This window comes from Enterococcus salsurae (genome assembly GCF_054784955.1).
Window position 1 is genome coordinate 1 of record NZ_BAAHWY010000007.1, and the last position, 17088, is coordinate 17088.

Below are 17088 nucleotides of genomic sequence, written 5' to 3' on the forward strand. Positions count from 1 at the left end.
CAATTGAATAGTGTGGTGGCGATAGCAAGAAGGATACACCTGTAACCATGCCGAACACAGAAGTTAAGCTTCTTAGCGCCGATTGTAGTGAAGGGTTTCCCTTTGTGAGAGTAGGACGTCGCCACGCTGTATCATTCCGGCATAGCTCAGTTGGTAGTAGCGCATGACTGTTAATCATGATGTCGTAGGTTCGAGTCCTACTGCCGGAGTTCTCTAATAGAGAAACAAACAAGGGTATTGAGCTTCTTTACGCCTGGAGAGTTGTCCGAGTGGCCGAAGGAGCATGATTGGAAATCATGTAGATGGCTAACGCTGTCTCAAGGGTTCGAATCCCTTACTCTCCGTTTAAACATTGGTCCGTTGGTCAAGTGGTTAAGACACCGCCCTTTCACGGCGGTAACACGGGTTCGAGTCCCGTACGGATCATTACAATTTAATGAACAACCCTGGGGGTTTAGCTCAGCTGGGAGAGCATCTGCCTTACAAGCAGAGGGTCAGCGGTTCGAACCCGTTAACCCCCATTACGGTTTGGTAGTTCAGTTGGTTAGAATGCCTGCCTGTCACGCAGGAGGTCGCGGGTTCGAGTCCCGTCCAGACCGTTTTTCATTATTTTTGTAAAGCTTATCTTATATATATACTATATGGCTCGGTAGCTCAGTTGGTAGAGCAATGGATTGAAGCTCCATGTGTCGGCAGTTCGATTCTGTCCCGCGCCACCATGGAGGAGTAGCGAAGTGGCTAAACGCGACGGACTGTAAATCCGTTCCTTAGGGTTCAGTGGTTCGAATCCACTCTCCTCCATTCTTAGGGGCATAGTTTAAAGGTAGAACAGCGGTCTCCAAAACCGTTAGTGTGGGTTCAATTCCTGCTGCCCCTGCCATTATATATTTTTAAGCAGATTTCACATCATGGCGGGTGTGGCGAAGTGGTTAACGCACCGGATTGTGGCTCCGGCATTCGTGGGTTCGATTCCCATCATTCGCCCTTTTCATTATTGGGGTATAGCCAAGCGGTAAGGCAACGGACTTTGACTCCGTCATGCGTTGGTTCGAATCCAGCTACCCCAGTTACAATCTTTACTTGATTGTATAACGCAACAATAGTATAATGGCGGTATAGCCAAGTGGTAAGGCAGAGGTCTGCAAAACCTTCATCACCGGTTCAAATCCGGTTACCGCCTTCGTACTAAATTATACACTTTCAACATGCCGGCGTGGCGGAATTGGCAGACGCGCTGGACTCAAAATCCAGTGCCCGTTGAGGGCGTGCCGGTTCGACCCCGGCCGCCGGTATCGATGATGTATCAGTCTTCTTAGAAGATTTGATACATCTTTTTTTTTGCATTCATTGGTATTTTAAAAAACAAAAAACCAAATTGGACAATGGTTTTTTGTCCAATTTGGCTATAATAAAATGACTGGTAAGCATGTATTATTCATGATCCGATGTATAAGAAAATTTGATGATTTGTACATTTTTTGCATCTACCTCGAATTCAGTAACATTTGTTTCATCGAGAATAGAATAACCCTTTTTCTTAAGAACGATTTGGTGAGGAGAATCTGTGTGATTGAGTAAGAAAAGCAGTGAATAGTCCTTTCCTTTGCGACAGGTCACAGATACAGGTGTCGTTCCTTCAATGAATTCTTCTGTGGCTTTGTGTAAATCATTGTCTTGAATGATCTTAGTCAAAACAATAGCTAAGTCAGCGGGGGCTAATTCTGTGCCAATGTAGTAAGCATAGCCGTCACCATAATGATTACTTGTAATCGCTGGAACACCAGGCAAGTGATCATTGTTGAAATGGGCAAGAGCTGTGGCATGATCCAAATGGATGACTTCTTCCCATAAGTGAGTGGTGAACGTTTGCCCATCATAACTGATTTGCCCATTCATAGGATCTTTTAATGGATAGAATTCTTCTACGGTGAGACCTAATACGTCTTTGAATAAACCGGGATAACCGCCTAAATACACTTGATCATGTTCATTGACGATGCCGCTAAAGAAATTGGTTAAGAAGATACCTCCACTTGTAACGTATTCTTCGATTTTTTCACCAAATTTTGATGAGGCGGAATATAGGTTTGGCGCAAGGACAAATGAATAGCTGCTGATGTCTTCATCTGGGTGTACGAAGTCGACCGTTAGATTTAAACCGCTCAAAGCTTCATATAAGCGGCTCAATTGATGAATATATTTTAACTTGCGTGGTTTTGCGTCTAATTCCAGCGCCCACCAATTCTCCCAGTCGAAAACAATCGCTGCATCAGCAATGAATGTTGTGCCAACAACGGCTTGTAATTTCTTTAGCTCATTGCCAAATTGACAACTTTCTTTGAAGACGCGGCTTTCTTTTGGCTCACCGTGTGGGACAACAGCACTATGAAATTTCTCCGCGCCACCTTTGGATTGCCGCCATTGAAAGAACATGATGCCATCAGAACCATGGGCAATGGCTTCATAGCTCCACAAACGCATTTGACCTGCTTTTTTTGCCCCGTTGACGGCCCGCCAGTTCACGGCACTAGGCGCTTGCTCCATGATCAAAAACGGTTTTTTCTTCAAACTGCGTGTCAAATCGTTGGCTAAAAATTGTGGATAGGGCATCTCATTAAACGGATTGGGATAACTGTTCCAACTAACGACATCCATTTCGGATGCCCATTTAAACCCATCGACATATTTATGCAGCCCCATTAGATTTGTCATAAACGGAATCTCTTTTGAGTAAGCAGCAATCGCTGCTTTTTCGATTTGATAGATCTCAAGATTCATTGCCGAAATAAAACGGGCATAATCTAGCTGCTGCGCTAGATTTTTGAAGGTAGGCATTTCTTCAGGTAAATAGATTTCGTGCCAGTCACCATAACTTTGACTCCAAAATGTTGTCGACCAAGCACTATTGAGGGTAGCGATGGTTTGGTATTTTTCTTTCAGCCATTGTTGAAATCTTGAACGGCAACGATCACAATAGCATTCATGGATGTGGCAAGTATATTCATTGTTGATATGCCACATGACAATGCCGGGATGATCATGGTATCTTTTGGCCACTTCACTTGATAAAGCAGCAGCGTATTGTCGATAGACATCTGAAGTCGGACAATAGTGTTGTCTTGAACCATGAACCAGACGATTGCCATGAACAGTCATTGGCATCATGTCCGGGTATTTGTGGACCAGCCAGGCTGGGGGAGACGCAGTACCGTTGGCTAGATCAATCATGATATCGTTCTTGTACAGCAAATCAATCAGCCAATCCAAAAAGTCAAAATCAAAAGTGGTTTCATTCGGCTGAATCGAGACCCAGCCAAAGATATTGATACTAACGTAGTTGACACCGGCTTCTTTCATCAATACCATATCTTCTAATATGACTTCTTTTGACCATTGCTCGGGATTATAATCGGCACCATAATACATCTGGGTTTGCTTTTTCATTTTTTGTTCACCTCATAGGAAAGATAGTTGATAAGTTCATGATAGCAAAACAAACCATTTGTTGTTAGCGCTAACAAAGCAATGCTTTAAATTTTGCAAAAATACGAAAATTGTTCAAAAAAAATTGAAGTGAAGCGCCGTGAAAAGGCGAAACAGACGCCTTATAACTCTTTTGGTTTGCTGTTTTTTTATTTGCAAGTTAAAATGGTTTATAATAGATTATTTAAAGTTATTTATCGTTTTAGTTTTTTTGCTATCGTTATTTTAATTCGATCATCACCTATGTAGGATCTATTTTTATTCAAGCTGGTCTATCCATACTTGTTTTATGCGCTTTTACATGAATATGTATGAACTAAAACTGATGATGACACAGAATCACCCAGTTATTCTATCAAAGGAGCTTACAAAATGAACAAACCTATCCAATTATTTTCAGAAATCGGACGTTTGCAAACGGTCATGCTGCATCGACCGGGGGCTGAATTAGAAAACTTGATGCCGGATTATTTAGATCGGTTGCTGTTTGACGATATTCCTTTTTTGCAGCAAGCGCAAATTGAACATGATTTTTTTACTGAAACATTGAAGAAGAATAAGGTTGAGGTCTTATACCTTGAAGATCTGGCGGCAGAGACTTTACAGAGTGCGGAAGACAAAGAAGTTTTTTTAAATAGTTATTTAGATGAAACGATGATCCATGATGATTTTATGCGCAATGAAGTGTTCGACTTCTTTATGTCGATCAAAGACCCTAGGGCATTTATTGATCATACGATGGCTGGACTGAAAAAAAATGAGTTGGCGCTCCCACAACGTTTGAACTTAACGTCGCTTGTCGCAGAAAATTATCCATTTCTGATTGATCCGATGCCCAACCTTTATTTTACCCGTGATCCTTTTGCGACGATAGGCAACAGCGTGTCAATGAACCGCATGTATGCGCCCACACGCCGTCGAGAAACATTGTATGGCAATCAAATTTTTTATCATCATCCAATGTTTACTCAGAATAAAATCAATTTTCTATATCATAGAGACGATACGACCCGTATCGAAGGGGGCGATCAATTGGTTTTATCTGATAAGTTGGTTGCGATCGGCATTTCTCAGCGGACAGAAGTGGCATCAATTGAGAAAATCGCACAAACGATTTTTGATACAGAACCAAGTTTCGAACATATTCTGGCTTTCAATATTGGTGAAGAACGGAAATTCATGCATTTAGATACGGTATTCACGATGGTGGATGTTGATAAGTTTACGATCCATCCTGAAATAGAAGGCGAACTGTCAGTTTATTCCATTAGCAAGTATCAAGGGGGCGTCCAAATTTTTGAGGAACGAGATACTTTGGCAAATATTCTATGCCGATACTTAGACTTGCCAGAGGTAGCTTTGATCCGATGCGGTGGTAACGACTTGACAGCTGCTGCTCGGGAACAATGGAACGATGGCTCAAATACCTTGGCGATTGCCCCTGGAGAGGTGATTGTGTATGATCGAAATGTCGTGACGAATCGCCTACTAAAAGAAGCGGGCGTCCAATTGAACGAAATACCTGGCAGTGAGCTGGTCAGAGGGCGAGGCGGTCCACGGTGTATGAGCATGCCTTTTATCCGTGAAAAACAATAGACAACGTTATTTTAAAAGTGAGATGACTATTGTTAAGCAAACTAGACTAAAAATAAAATAGAATTTACTAAAAGAAAGATTTGAATTGCATTTGCTTTTCTCATCTTTCTTTTTTGATATTAAAATACCTACCTATTTTAAGAAAAGGGTTTCTTTGAGTGGAATTATGTATTTTTTATGACTTTTATATGTAAAGACTATAAAAAAACAGAGTAAACCTTGTTCTGATAAGAAATCTATGTTACGGTTATATTAGAAAACATGAATAGGTGAAGGTATTTGCCACTTATTAATTTTGAACAGCTTACGCACAGCGAATGCCACATGCATGATTTGTAGTGGTTTTTTTTTGCGGGAAAAAAGAGAAAGCAGGTGAGAAAATGGCAGTCGATGCAATTCGTTTATTACAAGAAGCCGAGCAATTTGCGGAAACAAAAAATAAAGAAGCAGAAGCGGATAAAAAACAATTATCAGAAGAAAGATCGCTTCGCTTAAAATCGTTTCAAGAGGAATTGGCCCAACAAGAAGTACAACAAAAAGCGTTGATCAAAGAGAAGATCGCCGCTGAACTGATCCAATCAAAGGAACCTTTATTGGAAAAAACACAAGCGGAGGTAAAAACACTGCGAACAATTCCTGATTCATTGAAAGAAGAAGCTTTAGCAATAATAATAAATAAGGTTGTGACATAAATGGCAATTGCAAAAATGCAAAAGTTCAGTCTGCTAACCTTTTACGAGCAGAAAGAAGCTGTTTTGTCACAGCTGCAAGACTTTCAAGGTGTAGAATTGCTCGCTTCAGAGAAATATTATGCAACTGAAGAAACGACAGGTGTATTGGCACCTGTACGCGAGGAACAGGCGGAGGAACTTGAAAACCAGTTTGGTCAAGTCAACTGGAGTTTAAATTTTATCGAAGAATATGTACCTAAACAAAGCATGCTGGCGAAATTGCGTCAGCCAATCAAACAATACACCATTCAAGAATTGGCGCACGTCGCCCACACCTATCCATGGCAAGATCTTTGCCAAACCCTTCGTAAACACGACAAACGTCTTCGACTGATCGATCAAGAAAAACGAGATATACTGGCACAAGAAGCAGAGTTATCGATTTGGCAGTATTTTAAAGAACGACCTAGCGTACTCAATGAGTTGAAGAAGGCGGGCGGACAACTAGGGATGATCCCTAATACAGAAATCGATGCTTTCCTCCAAGAAAGTGAAAAAATGCCGCTCCTCTATGTCGAAACGATTTATCAATCTCAATCAACAGCTTATGTATTGGTTCTGTTTCATAAAGACATCAAAAACAAAGCCAACACCCTTTTGAAAAAAGCAGCTTTCGAGCAATATATCTATCCTTATGACGGAATGCCAGAGGAAGACTTAGCGGCTTTAAAAAATAAATCCCAGATCTTATTAGATGAAGAAAACGCAATCAAAGCAACTTTAGAAGCGATGGTGTCAGAACAAGAACAGTTGAACATCGTTGCTGAATATTTAGATGGCGCGATCAAACGGGCGAAAAGCAATGGCTTGTTATTGCGTTCAGCTCATGCAGTATCGATTTCAGGATGGATTCCTGTCGATGCGGCCAAATCACTGGAAGCGCGTATCCAAAAAGGCACTGCTGGAAACTATTACCTTGAATACCAAGAAGTGATGGAAAAAGAAATCGCAGATGTACCGATATTACTCGAGAATACCCGCTGGATCAAACCATTTGAAGGGCTCGTTCGGATGTACAGCTTACCGCAATACGATGAGCTGGACCCGACACCATTTATGGCGCCTTTTTATATGGTAGCTTTCGGTATGATGGTGGCTGACTTCGGTTATGGCCTGCTCTTGTTCCTGGCAACATTGATTGGAAAAAAAGTCTTTCATTTGAGCAAAGGACTTGCTGAGAATTTGACATTGTTCCAATTGTGCTCGATTCCGACGATTATTTGGGGATTGATCTATGGCAATTTCTTTGGTTTTGAATTTTCATTCCAGTTACTATCTGCCCAAGATGATGTCAATCAAATTTTAGTCCTTTCCGTGATCTTTGGTTACATCCAAATCATGTTCGGATTGGCCTTGAAATTTTATGTACTCTGGAAGAAGAAAGATCAAAAGCTGCAAGCCTTGTTCCAAGCTGGCTCATGGATGGTCTTCCTTGTTAGTGTCGTTTTCGTTGCTTTAGGCATGTTGCTCTTCCCAGATACACCAATGCAAACAATCGGCTTGTTCTTATTGGCAGCAAGTTTATTGGCGGTCGTAGTGGGTGGAAGTTTTGAAGGCAATACATTGGTAGGCAAAATCGGCTCAGGGTTATATGGGTTGATGGATGTCACCAATTATGTAGGCGACCTGATCAGTTATACACGTCTGATGGCTTTGGGTGTAGCTGGCGGTAGTATTGCTTCGGCTTTTAACTTGATCATCAGCTATTTACCAGTACCCGCTCGATTTACAGTCGGTATTTTGCTCTTCGTGGCCTTGCATGGCTTGAACATCTTTTTAAGTTATCTGAGTGCCTATGTGCACGGGATCCGTTTACAGTATTTAGAGTATTTTGGTAAGTTTTTCACCGGAGGCGGACGTGCCTTCGACCCATTTAAATCAAACGAAAAATATGTAGAAGTTATCTCAGAGCATGAGATACAGGAGGAATAGAATGGAAAATTGGATTAGTTTCTTTTATGAATATGGTGGTATTGTTTTTGCAGCTTTAGGTGTGGCAACAGCCACGATCTGCGGTGGGATCGGTTCAACGATCGGTGTCGGTATGACCAGTGAATCGGCAGCCGGATTGATTGCAGAACAACCAGAAAAATTTGGACAAGCGTTGATCTTAGAATTGCTGTCAAGTACCCAAGGATTGTATGGATTCGTTATTTCGTTTATGATCTTCGGACAAATCAGCGGAAGTATCTCACTGGACCGTGGATTGTATCTATTTATCGCTTCTTTACCGATTGCTTTGACAGCGATCGTTGCCGGAAAGTGGCAAGGGCGTGCGGCGAGTGCAGCGATGCAGATCTTGGCTAAGAAACCAGAACATGTGACCAAAGGGATTATCTTTGTGGCGATGATGGAAACGTATTGTATTTTAGGGTTCGTTATTTCCTTCTTGCTTGTCTTGAATTAAGAGGAGGAAAAAATACATGTCTGATATTACAAAATTGACGGATAAAATTAAGGCTGACGCCGAGAAGAAGTACCAGCTTCAAATCAATGAAGCGAAAAAAGAAAATGAAAATCAAGAACGGATTCGTCGCAGCCAGCTAGAAGAAGAATTGGCTGAAAGAATGGCTTTTTATGAAAAAGAAAAACGAGCAGCGATGTTCTTAGAAATTTCTGATGTGCATATCCAATCACGTAACAAAGTTTTGGCAGCCAAACAAGCTGTGTTGGATGAACTGTTTGCAGAAGCGTTGGTACGTTTGAATCAAATGGATACACCAGCGTTTGTTCGTTTTGTGGAAAATGGCATGCAGCAAGCCAATCTTTCCGGCGACATCGACCTAATCTTAGGTGAAAAAACGGCTAATCTTCTAGATGATGCCGCATTGGCAAAATTGCAAGCATCCGTTACCAATGGACAATTACATGTCGCAGCAAAAAAATTGCCCCACAAAGGCGGCTTTTTACTGCGTCAAGAGGCGATCGAATTGAATTTTACATTCGATGCATTGCTTGATGCCAACAAAGAAGAATTGAGCAATACATTACTGCAAATGATTTTTGAACAGTAAGTAGGTGGAATAAGATGAATGACATCAAATACAACACCCTCAATACACGGATCCGCACCTATGAGTCGCAACTATTTGATCGAACCCGCTATGAGCGCATGCTGAATGCGCAATCTGCAGAGGAGATTTATGGGATGCTCCAAGAAACTGTATACGGTGATTTTATCAATGAGGATGACCGTGTCCACGATTTTGAACAAGTATTGACGGCAGAACTGAAGCGTGTTTATGAAAACATGTATCGTTTAGCGCCAGATCGCAGGATCATTGATTATTTTGCTTTAGAATACGATTACCAAAATTTGAAAGTACTGGTCAAGGCCAGTTATATGCAAGCTGATTTTTCTTCATTTTTGGTACCCATCGGGACGCAACCGTTAGCCGTCTTGAAAGAGTTGGTGGCGACAAGAAAAAGCAATCAAGTCGCTTCAGAAATGGTGGCGTGTATTGAAGAGGTCTATTCCTATATCGAAAATTATCATGAAGTACAATCGATCGATATTATTTTCGACAATCATTATTGGGCGCATTTATGGGCATTAGGCAAGGATTATGAAGATGAAGTTTTGCAAAAGCTGATCAAGAGACAAATCGATATCTTCAATATTTCAACGGTCTTGCGCAGTTATGCCATGAAGCGAAAACGCGGGTTTATCAGTGCCGTCCTCGCAGACAATGGCAGCTTGCCAGCGGAGGAGCTGTTGACGGAGATCACGACTTCATTAGAAGCATTTGTTGCCTATTTGCAAAATACACCGTATAAAGTATTGATCAACGCGAGTTACGAAGAGTTGATTGAAAAGAAAACCTTGAATACATTTGATTTACGCAAAGACAATTTCTTGATGGGAAAGTTAAAAGAACAAAAAATCGTCCCCTTTGGCCCAGCGGCATTGATTGGCTATTTGTATGCAAAAGAAATCGAAAGCAAAAATTTGCGGATTCTCTTGATTGGCAAAATCAATAAAGTACCAGAGGAGATTTTAAGAAGTCGGGTGCGTGATAGTTATGAATAAAAAAATTGCAATGATGGGTGGGAAAAACTCGATTCTACCGTTCAAGGGACTAGGAATCGATATCTATCCAGTGGACGATCTGGAACAAGCAGCCCAGCAATTAGAAGAAATGGCTGAAGCGTATGGTGTGATTTTTCTCACGGAGCGTTTGATCGAGCAATTAGAATCAATCGTTCGCCGTTTTGAAGAAATGCCGACACCCGCGATCATTCCGATCCCCAGCAGTACTGGCAGCTTAGGAATCGGTATGGCAAGGATTCAGCAAAATGTAGAAAAGGCTGTAGGAATGAATATTTTAGATTCCTAACAGACCAGCTAGCCAGCTAGGAGGAATGAATGTGGCATTTGGCACTATTGAAAAAGTTTCGGGACCATTGGTCACCGCCTCAGGATTAAGCGGAGCAAAAATCCACGAAATATGCAAAGTCAGCGAAAAAGGTCTGATCGGAGAGATCATTGAAATCAAAAAAGGTCTGGTTTCGATCCAGGTCTATGAAGAAACGGCCGGGATTGGTCCAGGAGAACCGGTAGAAACGACTGGGGCACCCTTATCAGTCGAATTGGCACCAGGGTTATTGGCACAGATGTTTGATGGGATTCAACGTCCATTAGATACGTTTATGAGTCAAACAGAAAGTGATTTTTTGGAACGTGGCGTGACGATCGATCCATTGAATCGACAAAAGAAATGGACTTTTGTGCCGCAAGTCCAAGTTGGTGATGACGTACAAGCAGGAGATATCATCGGCTTGGTGCAAGAAACATCGGTCATTGAGCACAAAATCATGGTTCCACCCGGAAAAAGCGGCAAGGTGACAGAAGTCATGGTAGGAAACTTTGCCATAACCGAAGTGATCTGCCGGTTGGATACAGCTGAAGGTGAAACAGCATTAACTATGGTCCAAAAATGGCCTGTACGAAAACCGCGTCCGGTGTCCACGAAATTAAATCCTGGAGAGCCGCTAGTTACAGGACAACGAGTCATCGATACGTTCTTCCCTGTTGCAAAAGGTGGATCTGCGGCAGTACCAGGCCCATTTGGCGCGGGAAAAACTGTGGTACAACATCAAATCGCCAAATGGTCTGATGTGGATATCGTGGTCTATGTAGGTTGTGGCGAGCGTGGCAATGAGATGCGTGATGTCATGAATGAATTTCCTGAGTTGATCGATCCCAATACCGGAGAGTCGATCATGGAACGGACAGTTTTGATTGCAAACACCTCGAATATGCCTGTAGCTGCGCGAGAAGCGTCGATCTATACAGGGATCACGATCGCGGAATACTACCGGGACATGGGTTATAGCGTGGCGATCATGGCTGATTCAACTTCACGTTGGGCAGAAGCTTTGCGGGAGATGAGCGGACGTCTGCAAGAGATTCCTGGGGATGAAGGCTATCCAGCGTACTTAGGCAGCAGAATCGCAGAGTATTATGAGCGCGCAGGGCGTTTCCAAACATTAGGCACGCAACCTAGAGAAGGCAGTATCACCGCAATCGGTGCAGTTTCGCCGGCTGGGGGAGATATTTCTGAACCTGTCACGCAAAATACATTGCGTATTGTTAAAGTGTTCTGGGCGCTAGACAGTACATTGGCCCAAAAACGTCATTTTCCATCCATCAATTGGATGAACTCCTACTCTTTGTATGAGGATCAAATCAATACCTATCTGAATCAATTGTTGAGCAGTCGCTGGTCTGAGTTGGTCAATGAGGCGATGTCTATCTTACAAGAGGAAAGTCGTTTAGATGAGATCGTTCAGTTGGTAGGGATGGACTCTCTTTCGCAAAAAGACCGATTGACGATGATGACAGCACGTTCTTTACGGCAGGACTATTTACAGCAAAATGCGTTTGATGATGTCGATACATATACTTCTCGAACCAAACAATTCAAGATGTTAGACAATATTTTGCTGTTTGATGCGCAAGCCAAGCGGGCCTTGCAATTAGGGGCTTATCTTGATGAGATCATCAAAGGAACTGTTGATTTGCGTGAGCGAATCGCCCGCAGCAAATACGTGCCTGAAGAAGAATTGGACCGAATAGACAAAGTCAAAGAAGACATCAAAGAAATCATGCAAAAAATCATTGAAACTGGAGGTGTTCATTGATGTTAAAAGAATATCGTTCAGTTTCCGAAATTGCTGGACCGTTGATGGTGGTTGAAAACGTCAAGGGCGTCAAATTTGACGAACTAGTAGAAGTTCGGATGGATTCTGGCGAAATCCGTCAGGGTCAAGTATTGGAAGTTAGTGATGACAAAGCGGTTGTTCAGATTTTCGAAGGAACCAGTAATTTGAGTGCGGAAGAGAGTAAAGTGCGTTTCTTAGGCAATGGATTGACATTAGGTGTTTCCCTAGATATGCTCGGCCGGGTATTTGACGGTATCGGAAAACCCAAAGACAATGGACCGAGGATTTTACCTGAAAAACGCTTGGATGTGAATGGAGAAGCCATCAATCCAATGGCACGGGACTTTCCAGATGAGTTTATTCAGACGGGCATCTCTACCATTGATCATTTAAATACATTGGTGCGTGGCCAAAAACTGCCGATTTTTTCTGCTTCTGGCTTACCCCATAAAGAAATCGCAGCCCAAATTGCACGCCAAGCAACGGTACCAAGTCAAGAAGGCAACTTTGCGATCGTTTTTGCTGCTATTGGTATTCCATTCGAAGAAGCTGAGTTTTTTGTTGATGAATTCCGTAAAACAGGGGCCTTAGATCGCTCGGTCCTATTTATGAATTTGGCCAATGATCCAGCCATTGAACGGATCGCAACGCCTAAAATGGCGCTGACAGCAGCTGAATATTTGGCATTTGAAAAAGGCATGCATGTGTTAGTGATCATGACAGATATGACCAATTACTGTGAGGCCCTAAGAGAAATCTCTGCTGCCCGTAGAGAAGTACCTGGACGCCGAGGATATCCCGGCTATCTGTACACTAATTTGGCGACCTTATATGAGCGGGCTGGACGTTTGACAGGGAAAGAGGGATCTGTCACCCAGATTCCGATTTTGACCATGCCAGATGGAGATAAAACCCATCCTATCCCTGATTTGACTGGTTATATCACAGAAGGGCAAATCATTTTATCTCGTGATCTTTATAAGCGCAATATCAACCCGCCAGTGGATATACTGCCGAGCTTATCACGGTTGAAAGACAAGGGGACTGGTGAGGGCAAGACCCGTGGGGACCATGCAGCAACAATGAACCAAATCTATGCAGCCTATTCTGATGGAAAAGCCGCGAAGGAATTATCGATCGTTTTAGGAGAATCTGCATTGTCTGATATGGACAAAAAATATGCCCGCTTTGCAGATCTTTTTGAAAAAGAATATGTCAATCAAGGATTTGAAACCAATCGAACGATTGAAGAGACATTAGATTTAGGCTGGAAACTTTTGGCCACATTACCGAAACAAGAATTGAGCCGTATCAAGGAAGAATATATCGACGCCTACTATCCCAGCACTGAGGATGTGAATGCTTAATGGCGATTTTGAATGTCAATCCTACGCGTATGGAGTTGAGTCGTTTAAGAAAGCGGCTGACCACAGCAACGCGAGGACACAAATTATTAAAGGACAAACAAGATGAACTGGTCCGCCAATTCATTCAGCTAGTTAAGAAGAATCAGGCGCTGCGCCAAAAGATGGAGGCAGCCTTGCAAGCGGGAATGGCCGAATATGTTTTGGCCTCCAGCAGTATTCCAGATGTCGTGCTGCAAGAAGCCTTTATGATTCCTTTAAACAAGGTGACATTAGATATACAAAGCCGTACGATCATGAATATGGATGTACCGGTGCTGAATCCAGTCTATGAAGATGAAACAACTGATGATGATTTTTCTTACGGATTTGTCAGCACTACGAGTGAATTGGATCTTTCTTTGTCCCATTTGGATCAAATGCTGCCAGTAATGTTGCAATTGGCTGAGATCGAGAAAACGTGCCAATTGATGGCCAATGAGATTGAACGGACGCGACGTCGTGTGAATGCGTTGGAATATATGACGATTCCTAAATTAACGGAAACGATCCAATATATTGAAAGCAATCTGGCTGAAGATGAGCGGGCGACATTGACACGCTTGATGAAAGTCACAGATATCATTGCTGAGAATGAAGCCGATCAACACTATTAAAAAAAAGACGTTTTACCAACCATTGATTTGGCTGGTAAAGCGTCTTTTCTATTAGGCGTTCAATAATAGTTGATCATCCTTCAATTCAGCGCCGCTATTTTGATGGAACATCTCCATCAATTCTGGTACCGTTAAGTGTTGCTTTTGTTCGCCGGCAATATCCACAACGATTTTCCCTTGATGCAGCATGACTAAGCGGTTGCCATAGCGAATGGCATCTTCCATATCATGGGTGACCATGAAAGCCGTCAATTGCTGAGTCCGAATCAATTGATCCGTCAACGCCATAACTGTCAAAGATGTTTGCGGGTCCAATGCCGCAGTATGTTCGTCTAGTAAAATCAATTTAGGTTGCTGCAAGGTCGCCATTAACAGCGTGATCGCTTGCCGTTGACCACCAGATAGCAGACCAATCTCAGTTGTCAGCCGATTTTCCAAACCGAGATTGAGGCTAGCCAATTTTTCTTGGAAGAACGCGCGGTTCTTGCTTTTCACGCCAGTTGAAAAACCGCGTGCCTGACCTCGTTTGTAAGCCAGAGCCAAATTCTCCTCAACAGTCAAACGAACCGCGGTACCCATACGAGGATCTTGAAAAACACGGCTGATTGCTTTCGACCGTTTCGTTACTGATAACCGCGTGATATCTTTACCGTCTAATGTAATTCGACCTTGATTGGTTGGGATCGTCCCTGCGATGCTGTTCAACAGGGTCGATTTTCCGGCACCGTTGCCCCCGATAATCGTAATGAAATCACCATGGTTCATGGTAAGATCGATTCCTTTTAGCACATGATTTTCATTGATTGTTCCTTTTTCAAAGGTTTGGTGTAATTGATCAATCGTTAAAACAGGCTGTGTCATGATTGACCTCCTTTTGGTTTGGGTCCTATTTTTTGCAAGCCGAGTTTTGTACGCAGTTGAGGCAATGACAGACAAATGACCAAAACGATCGCTGAAGCCAATTTGATATCATTCGCTTCGACATTAAACTCAAAGACAACGGCCAAAATGAAGCGATAGATGATCGCACCGATCACGATGGTGATCAAGCGAATAAGTAATGATTTGTTTGCAAAAAGCACTTCAGCGATAATGATCGAAGCAAGACCGATCACGATCGTTCCGATGCCGGAGTTCAAATCGGCAAAGCCGTTGTTTTGCGCCAGTAAAGCACCGGATAGTGCAATACAGCCATTAGAGATCATATACCCGATGATCTTCATATTATCGGTGTTGATACCGTTGGCTTCACTCATAGCCAAGTTATCGCCGGTCGCGCGCAGTGCCAATCCTATTTCTGTTCTAAAGAAAAGAAATAGGAGAAGAATCACGATGGTAGCAAATAGAAATCCTGCGATGATCACCGCATTGTTCTTAGCAAATCCCATGTCTTGAAAAGTAGTAAAGACTGTTTTTTGTCCCAATAGGGCAATATTTGGTGCCCCCATTACACGGTTCGTGATCGAATAAAGACCAGTCATCGTGATGATCCCAGCTAAAAGGGCAGGAATCTTTAGTTTTGTGTGCAGCAGTCCGGAAACCAGACCCGCCAAAAGTCCGCCGCAAAAACCGAACAAACTTGCAATAATTGGCGAGTACCCATTTGTGATACTGATCGCGGCGATTCCTGCCCCCAAAGGAAAACTCCCTTCAGCAGTCAAATCAGCGATATCTAAAATTCGGAAGGTGAGGTAGACACCAATCGCCAACAATGCCCAAAGGACACCTTGAGAAGTTGCGGATTGGAGCAAGACCAAGAACGTGTTTAACAAATTCATATTGTTTCCTCAAATCTATGGTTTAATTTTTATTCTGGAGCCACGATACTGGCAGGATCGATGCCTAGCGCTTCAGCCATTTCATCGTTGACCACCAATTCTAAGTTTTCAGCTGTTTCGACAGGTGTTGTTGCAGGTTCAGCATCACCATCTAAAATTTTGGCAGCGAGTTTACCCGTTTGGATACCTAGTGATTTGTAATCAATGCCATAAGTTGCAAGGGCACCATCATTGACTTGATCAACAGAACCCGCAACGATTGGTGTTTTGGTTTCTTTGGCTACTTCTCCAACAATAGCTGCAGCAGATGCAAAGGTATTGTCAGTTGGTACATAGATGCCATCGACATCTTTGGCTAAACTTGTGGTAACTTGTTGGACATCATTTGTTGTGTTGGCCGTTAATACCTTAACCTCAAGGCCTGCTTCTTTCAGGGCCGCTTCCGCAAGATCGGCTTGGATTTTAGAGTTGGCTTCACCAGCGTTATACATAACACCAATCGTTTTGGCGTCAGGAACGATGCTTAATAGAAGTGCGATTTGTTGTTCGATTGGCACCATATCAGAAGTACCTGTGATGTTGCGTCCGGGTGCGTCATTTGAATCTGCCAATTTTGCTTCAACGAGATCTGTGACAGCTGTTACGATGATTGGGACGTCTGTTGTTTCATTTGCCAATGAAACGGCAGCAGGTGTTGCAATCCCTAACAATAGATCTGGATCACCTTTCAACAATTTTTCGCTCATACTTTTTAGATTGTCTTGACTGTTTTGGGCATTTTGATAGTCAAATGTCACATTTTCACCTTCAGTATAACCAGCCTCAGCCAAACCTTCTTTAAATCCTTCGTACGAAGCATCTAGTGAGCCATGCTCGACTAATTGCAAGACACCGACGGTCTTCATATTGTCATCTCCAGATGATTCGTTGCTTCCGTCTCCGCAGGCAGCCAATGCAAGTACGCTCGCTGCTAAAATTCCTGATGTGATCCACTTTTTCATGTTCATGATGATTCCTCCTAAAATGTTCTTTTTTAGCATGACCTGAACAAAAAAATCCATTCAGACAATCGTCTAAATGGATGTGAACATACCAATAAGAATGACATTCATGGCAACCATTTAGAAGAATTTCTACATGGCTGCAAGTTCAAGTTAAAATGCTTTAGCCATCATAGATACAAACAAAAATCGTTTTTTGGTTTGCATCCATAATGAATATGAATACAAACTATCTAAAGTAGCTAAAGTAAAAACTATTCAGTTGTGGGGTACGGGTTGATAATAACATCGATTGTTCCTCCAAACTTGAATTG

The 17088-nt window shown here is 42.5% G+C and carries 14 protein-coding genes, 12 tRNA genes and 1 rRNA gene; 23 read left to right on the forward strand and 4 right to left on the reverse strand.

Going from position 1 to position 17088, the window contains the following annotated elements; all coding sequences use genetic code 11:
• Positions 1–11 precede the first annotated feature (11 nt).
• The 13 genes from rrf (at position 12) to ACYVRS_RS14390 (ending at position 1292) form a co-directional block, all read left to right on the forward strand.
• Positions 12–127 (forward strand): 5S ribosomal RNA (rrf, locus tag ACYVRS_RS14330).
• A gap of 8 nt (positions 128–135) precedes the next feature.
• Positions 136–209: transfer RNA gene (locus ACYVRS_RS14335), tRNA-Asn, on the forward strand.
• A 46-nt stretch (positions 210–255) separates the two neighbouring features.
• Positions 256–344 (forward strand) — tRNA-Ser (locus ACYVRS_RS14340).
• Positions 345–354: 10 nt separating this feature from the next.
• Positions 355–426: transfer RNA gene (locus tag ACYVRS_RS14345), tRNA-Glu, on the forward strand.
• 22 nt (positions 427–448) lie between these two features.
• Positions 449–521 (forward strand) — tRNA-Val (locus ACYVRS_RS14350).
• Between the two features lie 4 nt (positions 522–525).
• Positions 526–599, forward strand: a tRNA-Asp gene (locus ACYVRS_RS14355).
• 44 nt (positions 600–643) lie between these two features.
• Positions 644–719 (forward strand) — tRNA-Phe (locus ACYVRS_RS14360).
• 1 nt (position 720) lies between these two features.
• Positions 721–801 (forward strand) — tRNA-Tyr (locus tag ACYVRS_RS14365).
• Positions 802–806: 5 nt separating this feature from the next.
• A tRNA-Trp gene (locus ACYVRS_RS14370) sits at positions 807–880 on the forward strand.
• A gap of 31 nt (positions 881–911) precedes the next feature.
• A tRNA-His gene (locus ACYVRS_RS14375) sits at positions 912–984 on the forward strand.
• 11 nt (positions 985–995) lie between these two features.
• Positions 996–1067: transfer RNA gene (locus ACYVRS_RS14380), tRNA-Gln, on the forward strand.
• A 42-nt stretch (positions 1068–1109) separates the two neighbouring features.
• Positions 1110–1180, forward strand: a tRNA-Cys gene (locus ACYVRS_RS14385).
• Positions 1181–1207: 27 nt separating this feature from the next.
• A tRNA-Leu gene (locus ACYVRS_RS14390) sits at positions 1208–1292 on the forward strand.
• 139 nt (positions 1293–1431) lie between these two features.
• Here ACYVRS_RS14390 and ACYVRS_RS14395 read toward each other — a convergent pair.
• A complete protein-coding gene (locus ACYVRS_RS14395; RefSeq protein ID WP_461203605.1) occupies positions 1432–3444 on the reverse strand; it encodes a beta-galactosidase in 2013 nt (670 codons plus the stop codon).
• A gap of 411 nt (positions 3445–3855) precedes the next feature.
• Between ACYVRS_RS14395 and arcA the strand changes: the two genes are divergently transcribed.
• From arcA to ACYVRS_RS14445, 10 genes are all read left to right on the forward strand, one after another.
• The gene (arcA, locus tag ACYVRS_RS14400) at positions 3856–5079 is read left to right on the forward strand and encodes an arginine deiminase (RefSeq protein ID WP_461203606.1); all 1224 of its coding nucleotides are present in this window, start codon (positions 3856–3858) and stop codon (positions 5077–5079) included.
• A gap of 380 nt (positions 5080–5459) precedes the next feature.
• Positions 5460–5771 (forward strand): hypothetical protein, encoded by a 312-nt coding sequence (locus ACYVRS_RS14405; protein WP_054116424.1) that lies wholly within the window; start codon positions 5460–5462, stop codon positions 5769–5771.
• Entirely contained in the window at positions 5772–7742 is a 1971-nt protein-coding gene (locus tag ACYVRS_RS14410; RefSeq protein WP_461203607.1) for a V-type ATP synthase subunit I, read from the forward strand. It abuts the gene before it with no gap.
• 1 nt (position 7743) lies between these two features.
• Positions 7744–8217 (forward strand): V-type ATP synthase subunit K, encoded by a 474-nt coding sequence (locus ACYVRS_RS14415; RefSeq protein WP_054116426.1) that lies wholly within the window; start codon positions 7744–7746, stop codon positions 8215–8217.
• A 16-nt stretch (positions 8218–8233) separates the two neighbouring features.
• The gene (locus ACYVRS_RS14420) at positions 8234–8824 is read left to right on the forward strand and encodes a V-type ATP synthase subunit E (RefSeq protein ID WP_054116427.1); all 591 of its coding nucleotides are present in this window, start codon (positions 8234–8236) and stop codon (positions 8822–8824) included.
• A gap of 14 nt (positions 8825–8838) precedes the next feature.
• On the forward strand, positions 8839–9840 hold the full coding sequence (locus ACYVRS_RS14425) for a V-type ATP synthase subunit C (RefSeq protein WP_461203608.1): 1002 nt from the start codon (positions 8839–8841) through the stop codon (positions 9838–9840).
• Positions 9833–10147 carry a V-type ATP synthase subunit F gene (locus tag ACYVRS_RS14430; RefSeq protein WP_054116429.1) on the forward strand — a complete coding sequence of 105 codons (315 nt, stop codon included), beginning with the start codon at positions 9833–9835 and terminating at the stop codon, positions 10145–10147. The genes ACYVRS_RS14425 and ACYVRS_RS14430 overlap by 8 nt, the downstream gene beginning before the upstream one ends.
• Positions 10148–10178: 31 nt before the next feature.
• Positions 10179–11954: a V-type ATP synthase subunit A gene (locus ACYVRS_RS14435; protein ID WP_461198262.1), complete on the forward strand. Its 1776-nt coding sequence runs from the start codon at positions 10179–10181 to the stop codon at positions 11952–11954.
• A complete protein-coding gene (locus ACYVRS_RS14440; RefSeq protein ID WP_054116431.1) occupies positions 11954–13342 on the forward strand; it encodes a V-type ATP synthase subunit B in 1389 nt (462 codons plus the stop codon). The genes ACYVRS_RS14435 and ACYVRS_RS14440 overlap by 1 nt, the downstream gene beginning before the upstream one ends.
• The gene (locus tag ACYVRS_RS14445; RefSeq protein WP_461203609.1) at positions 13342–13995 is read left to right on the forward strand and encodes a V-type ATP synthase subunit D; all 654 of its coding nucleotides are present in this window, start codon (positions 13342–13344) and stop codon (positions 13993–13995) included. The genes ACYVRS_RS14440 and ACYVRS_RS14445 overlap by 1 nt, the downstream gene beginning before the upstream one ends.
• 51 nt (positions 13996–14046) lie before the next feature.
• Here the strand turns inward: ACYVRS_RS14445 and ACYVRS_RS14450 are convergent, their stop codons facing one another.
• The 3 genes from ACYVRS_RS14450 to ACYVRS_RS14460 are packed head-to-tail and all read right to left on the reverse strand — an operon-like array spanning position 14047 to position 16780.
• A complete protein-coding gene (locus tag ACYVRS_RS14450; RefSeq protein WP_312499353.1) occupies positions 14047–14856 on the reverse strand; it encodes an ABC transporter ATP-binding protein in 810 nt (269 codons plus the stop codon).
• Positions 14853–15773 (reverse strand): ABC transporter permease, encoded by a 921-nt coding sequence (locus ACYVRS_RS14455; protein ID WP_461203610.1) that lies wholly within the window; start codon positions 15771–15773, stop codon positions 14853–14855. The genes ACYVRS_RS14450 and ACYVRS_RS14455 overlap by 4 nt, the downstream gene beginning before the upstream one ends.
• Positions 15774–15802: 29 nt before the next feature.
• Positions 15803–16780 (reverse strand): ABC transporter substrate binding protein, encoded by a 978-nt coding sequence (locus ACYVRS_RS14460; protein WP_461203611.1) that lies wholly within the window; start codon positions 16778–16780, stop codon positions 15803–15805.
• Positions 16781–17088: the final 308 nt, after the last annotated feature.

Excerpts from the sequence above, each read along its gene's own strand:
- ACYVRS_RS14415 (WP_054116426.1), top strand. The coding sequence starts at position 7,744 with ATGGAAAATTGGATTAGTTTCTTTTATGAATATGGTGGTATTGTTTTT.
- ACYVRS_RS14445 (WP_461203609.1), top strand. The coding sequence starts at position 13,342 with ATGGCGATTTTGAATGTCAATCCTACGCGTATGGAGTTGAGTCGTTTA.
- ACYVRS_RS14440 (WP_054116431.1), top strand. The coding sequence starts at position 11,954 with ATGTTAAAAGAATATCGTTCAGTTTCCGAAATTGCTGGACCGTTGATG.
- ACYVRS_RS14460 (WP_461203611.1), bottom strand. The coding sequence starts at position 16,780 with ATGAACATGAAAAAGTGGATCACATCAGGAATTTTAGCAGCGAGCGTA.
- ACYVRS_RS14425 (WP_461203608.1), top strand. The coding sequence starts at position 8,839 with ATGAATGACATCAAATACAACACCCTCAATACACGGATCCGCACCTAT.
- ACYVRS_RS14410 (WP_461203607.1), top strand. The coding sequence starts at position 5,772 with ATGGCAATTGCAAAAATGCAAAAGTTCAGTCTGCTAACCTTTTACGAG.
- ACYVRS_RS14430 (WP_054116429.1), top strand. The coding sequence starts at position 9,833 with ATGAATAAAAAAATTGCAATGATGGGTGGGAAAAACTCGATTCTACCG.
- ACYVRS_RS14395 (WP_461203605.1), bottom strand. The coding sequence starts at position 3,444 with ATGAAAAAGCAAACCCAGATGTATTATGGTGCCGATTATAATCCCGAG.
- ACYVRS_RS14405 (WP_054116424.1), top strand. The coding sequence starts at position 5,460 with ATGGCAGTCGATGCAATTCGTTTATTACAAGAAGCCGAGCAATTTGCG.
- ACYVRS_RS14420 (WP_054116427.1), top strand. The coding sequence starts at position 8,234 with ATGTCTGATATTACAAAATTGACGGATAAAATTAAGGCTGACGCCGAG.
- arcA (WP_461203606.1), top strand. The coding sequence starts at position 3,856 with ATGAACAAACCTATCCAATTATTTTCAGAAATCGGACGTTTGCAAACG.
- ACYVRS_RS14455 (WP_461203610.1), bottom strand. The coding sequence starts at position 15,773 with ATGAATTTGTTAAACACGTTCTTGGTCTTGCTCCAATCCGCAACTTCT.
- ACYVRS_RS14450 (WP_312499353.1), bottom strand. The coding sequence starts at position 14,856 with ATGACACAGCCTGTTTTAACGATTGATCAATTACACCAAACCTTTGAA.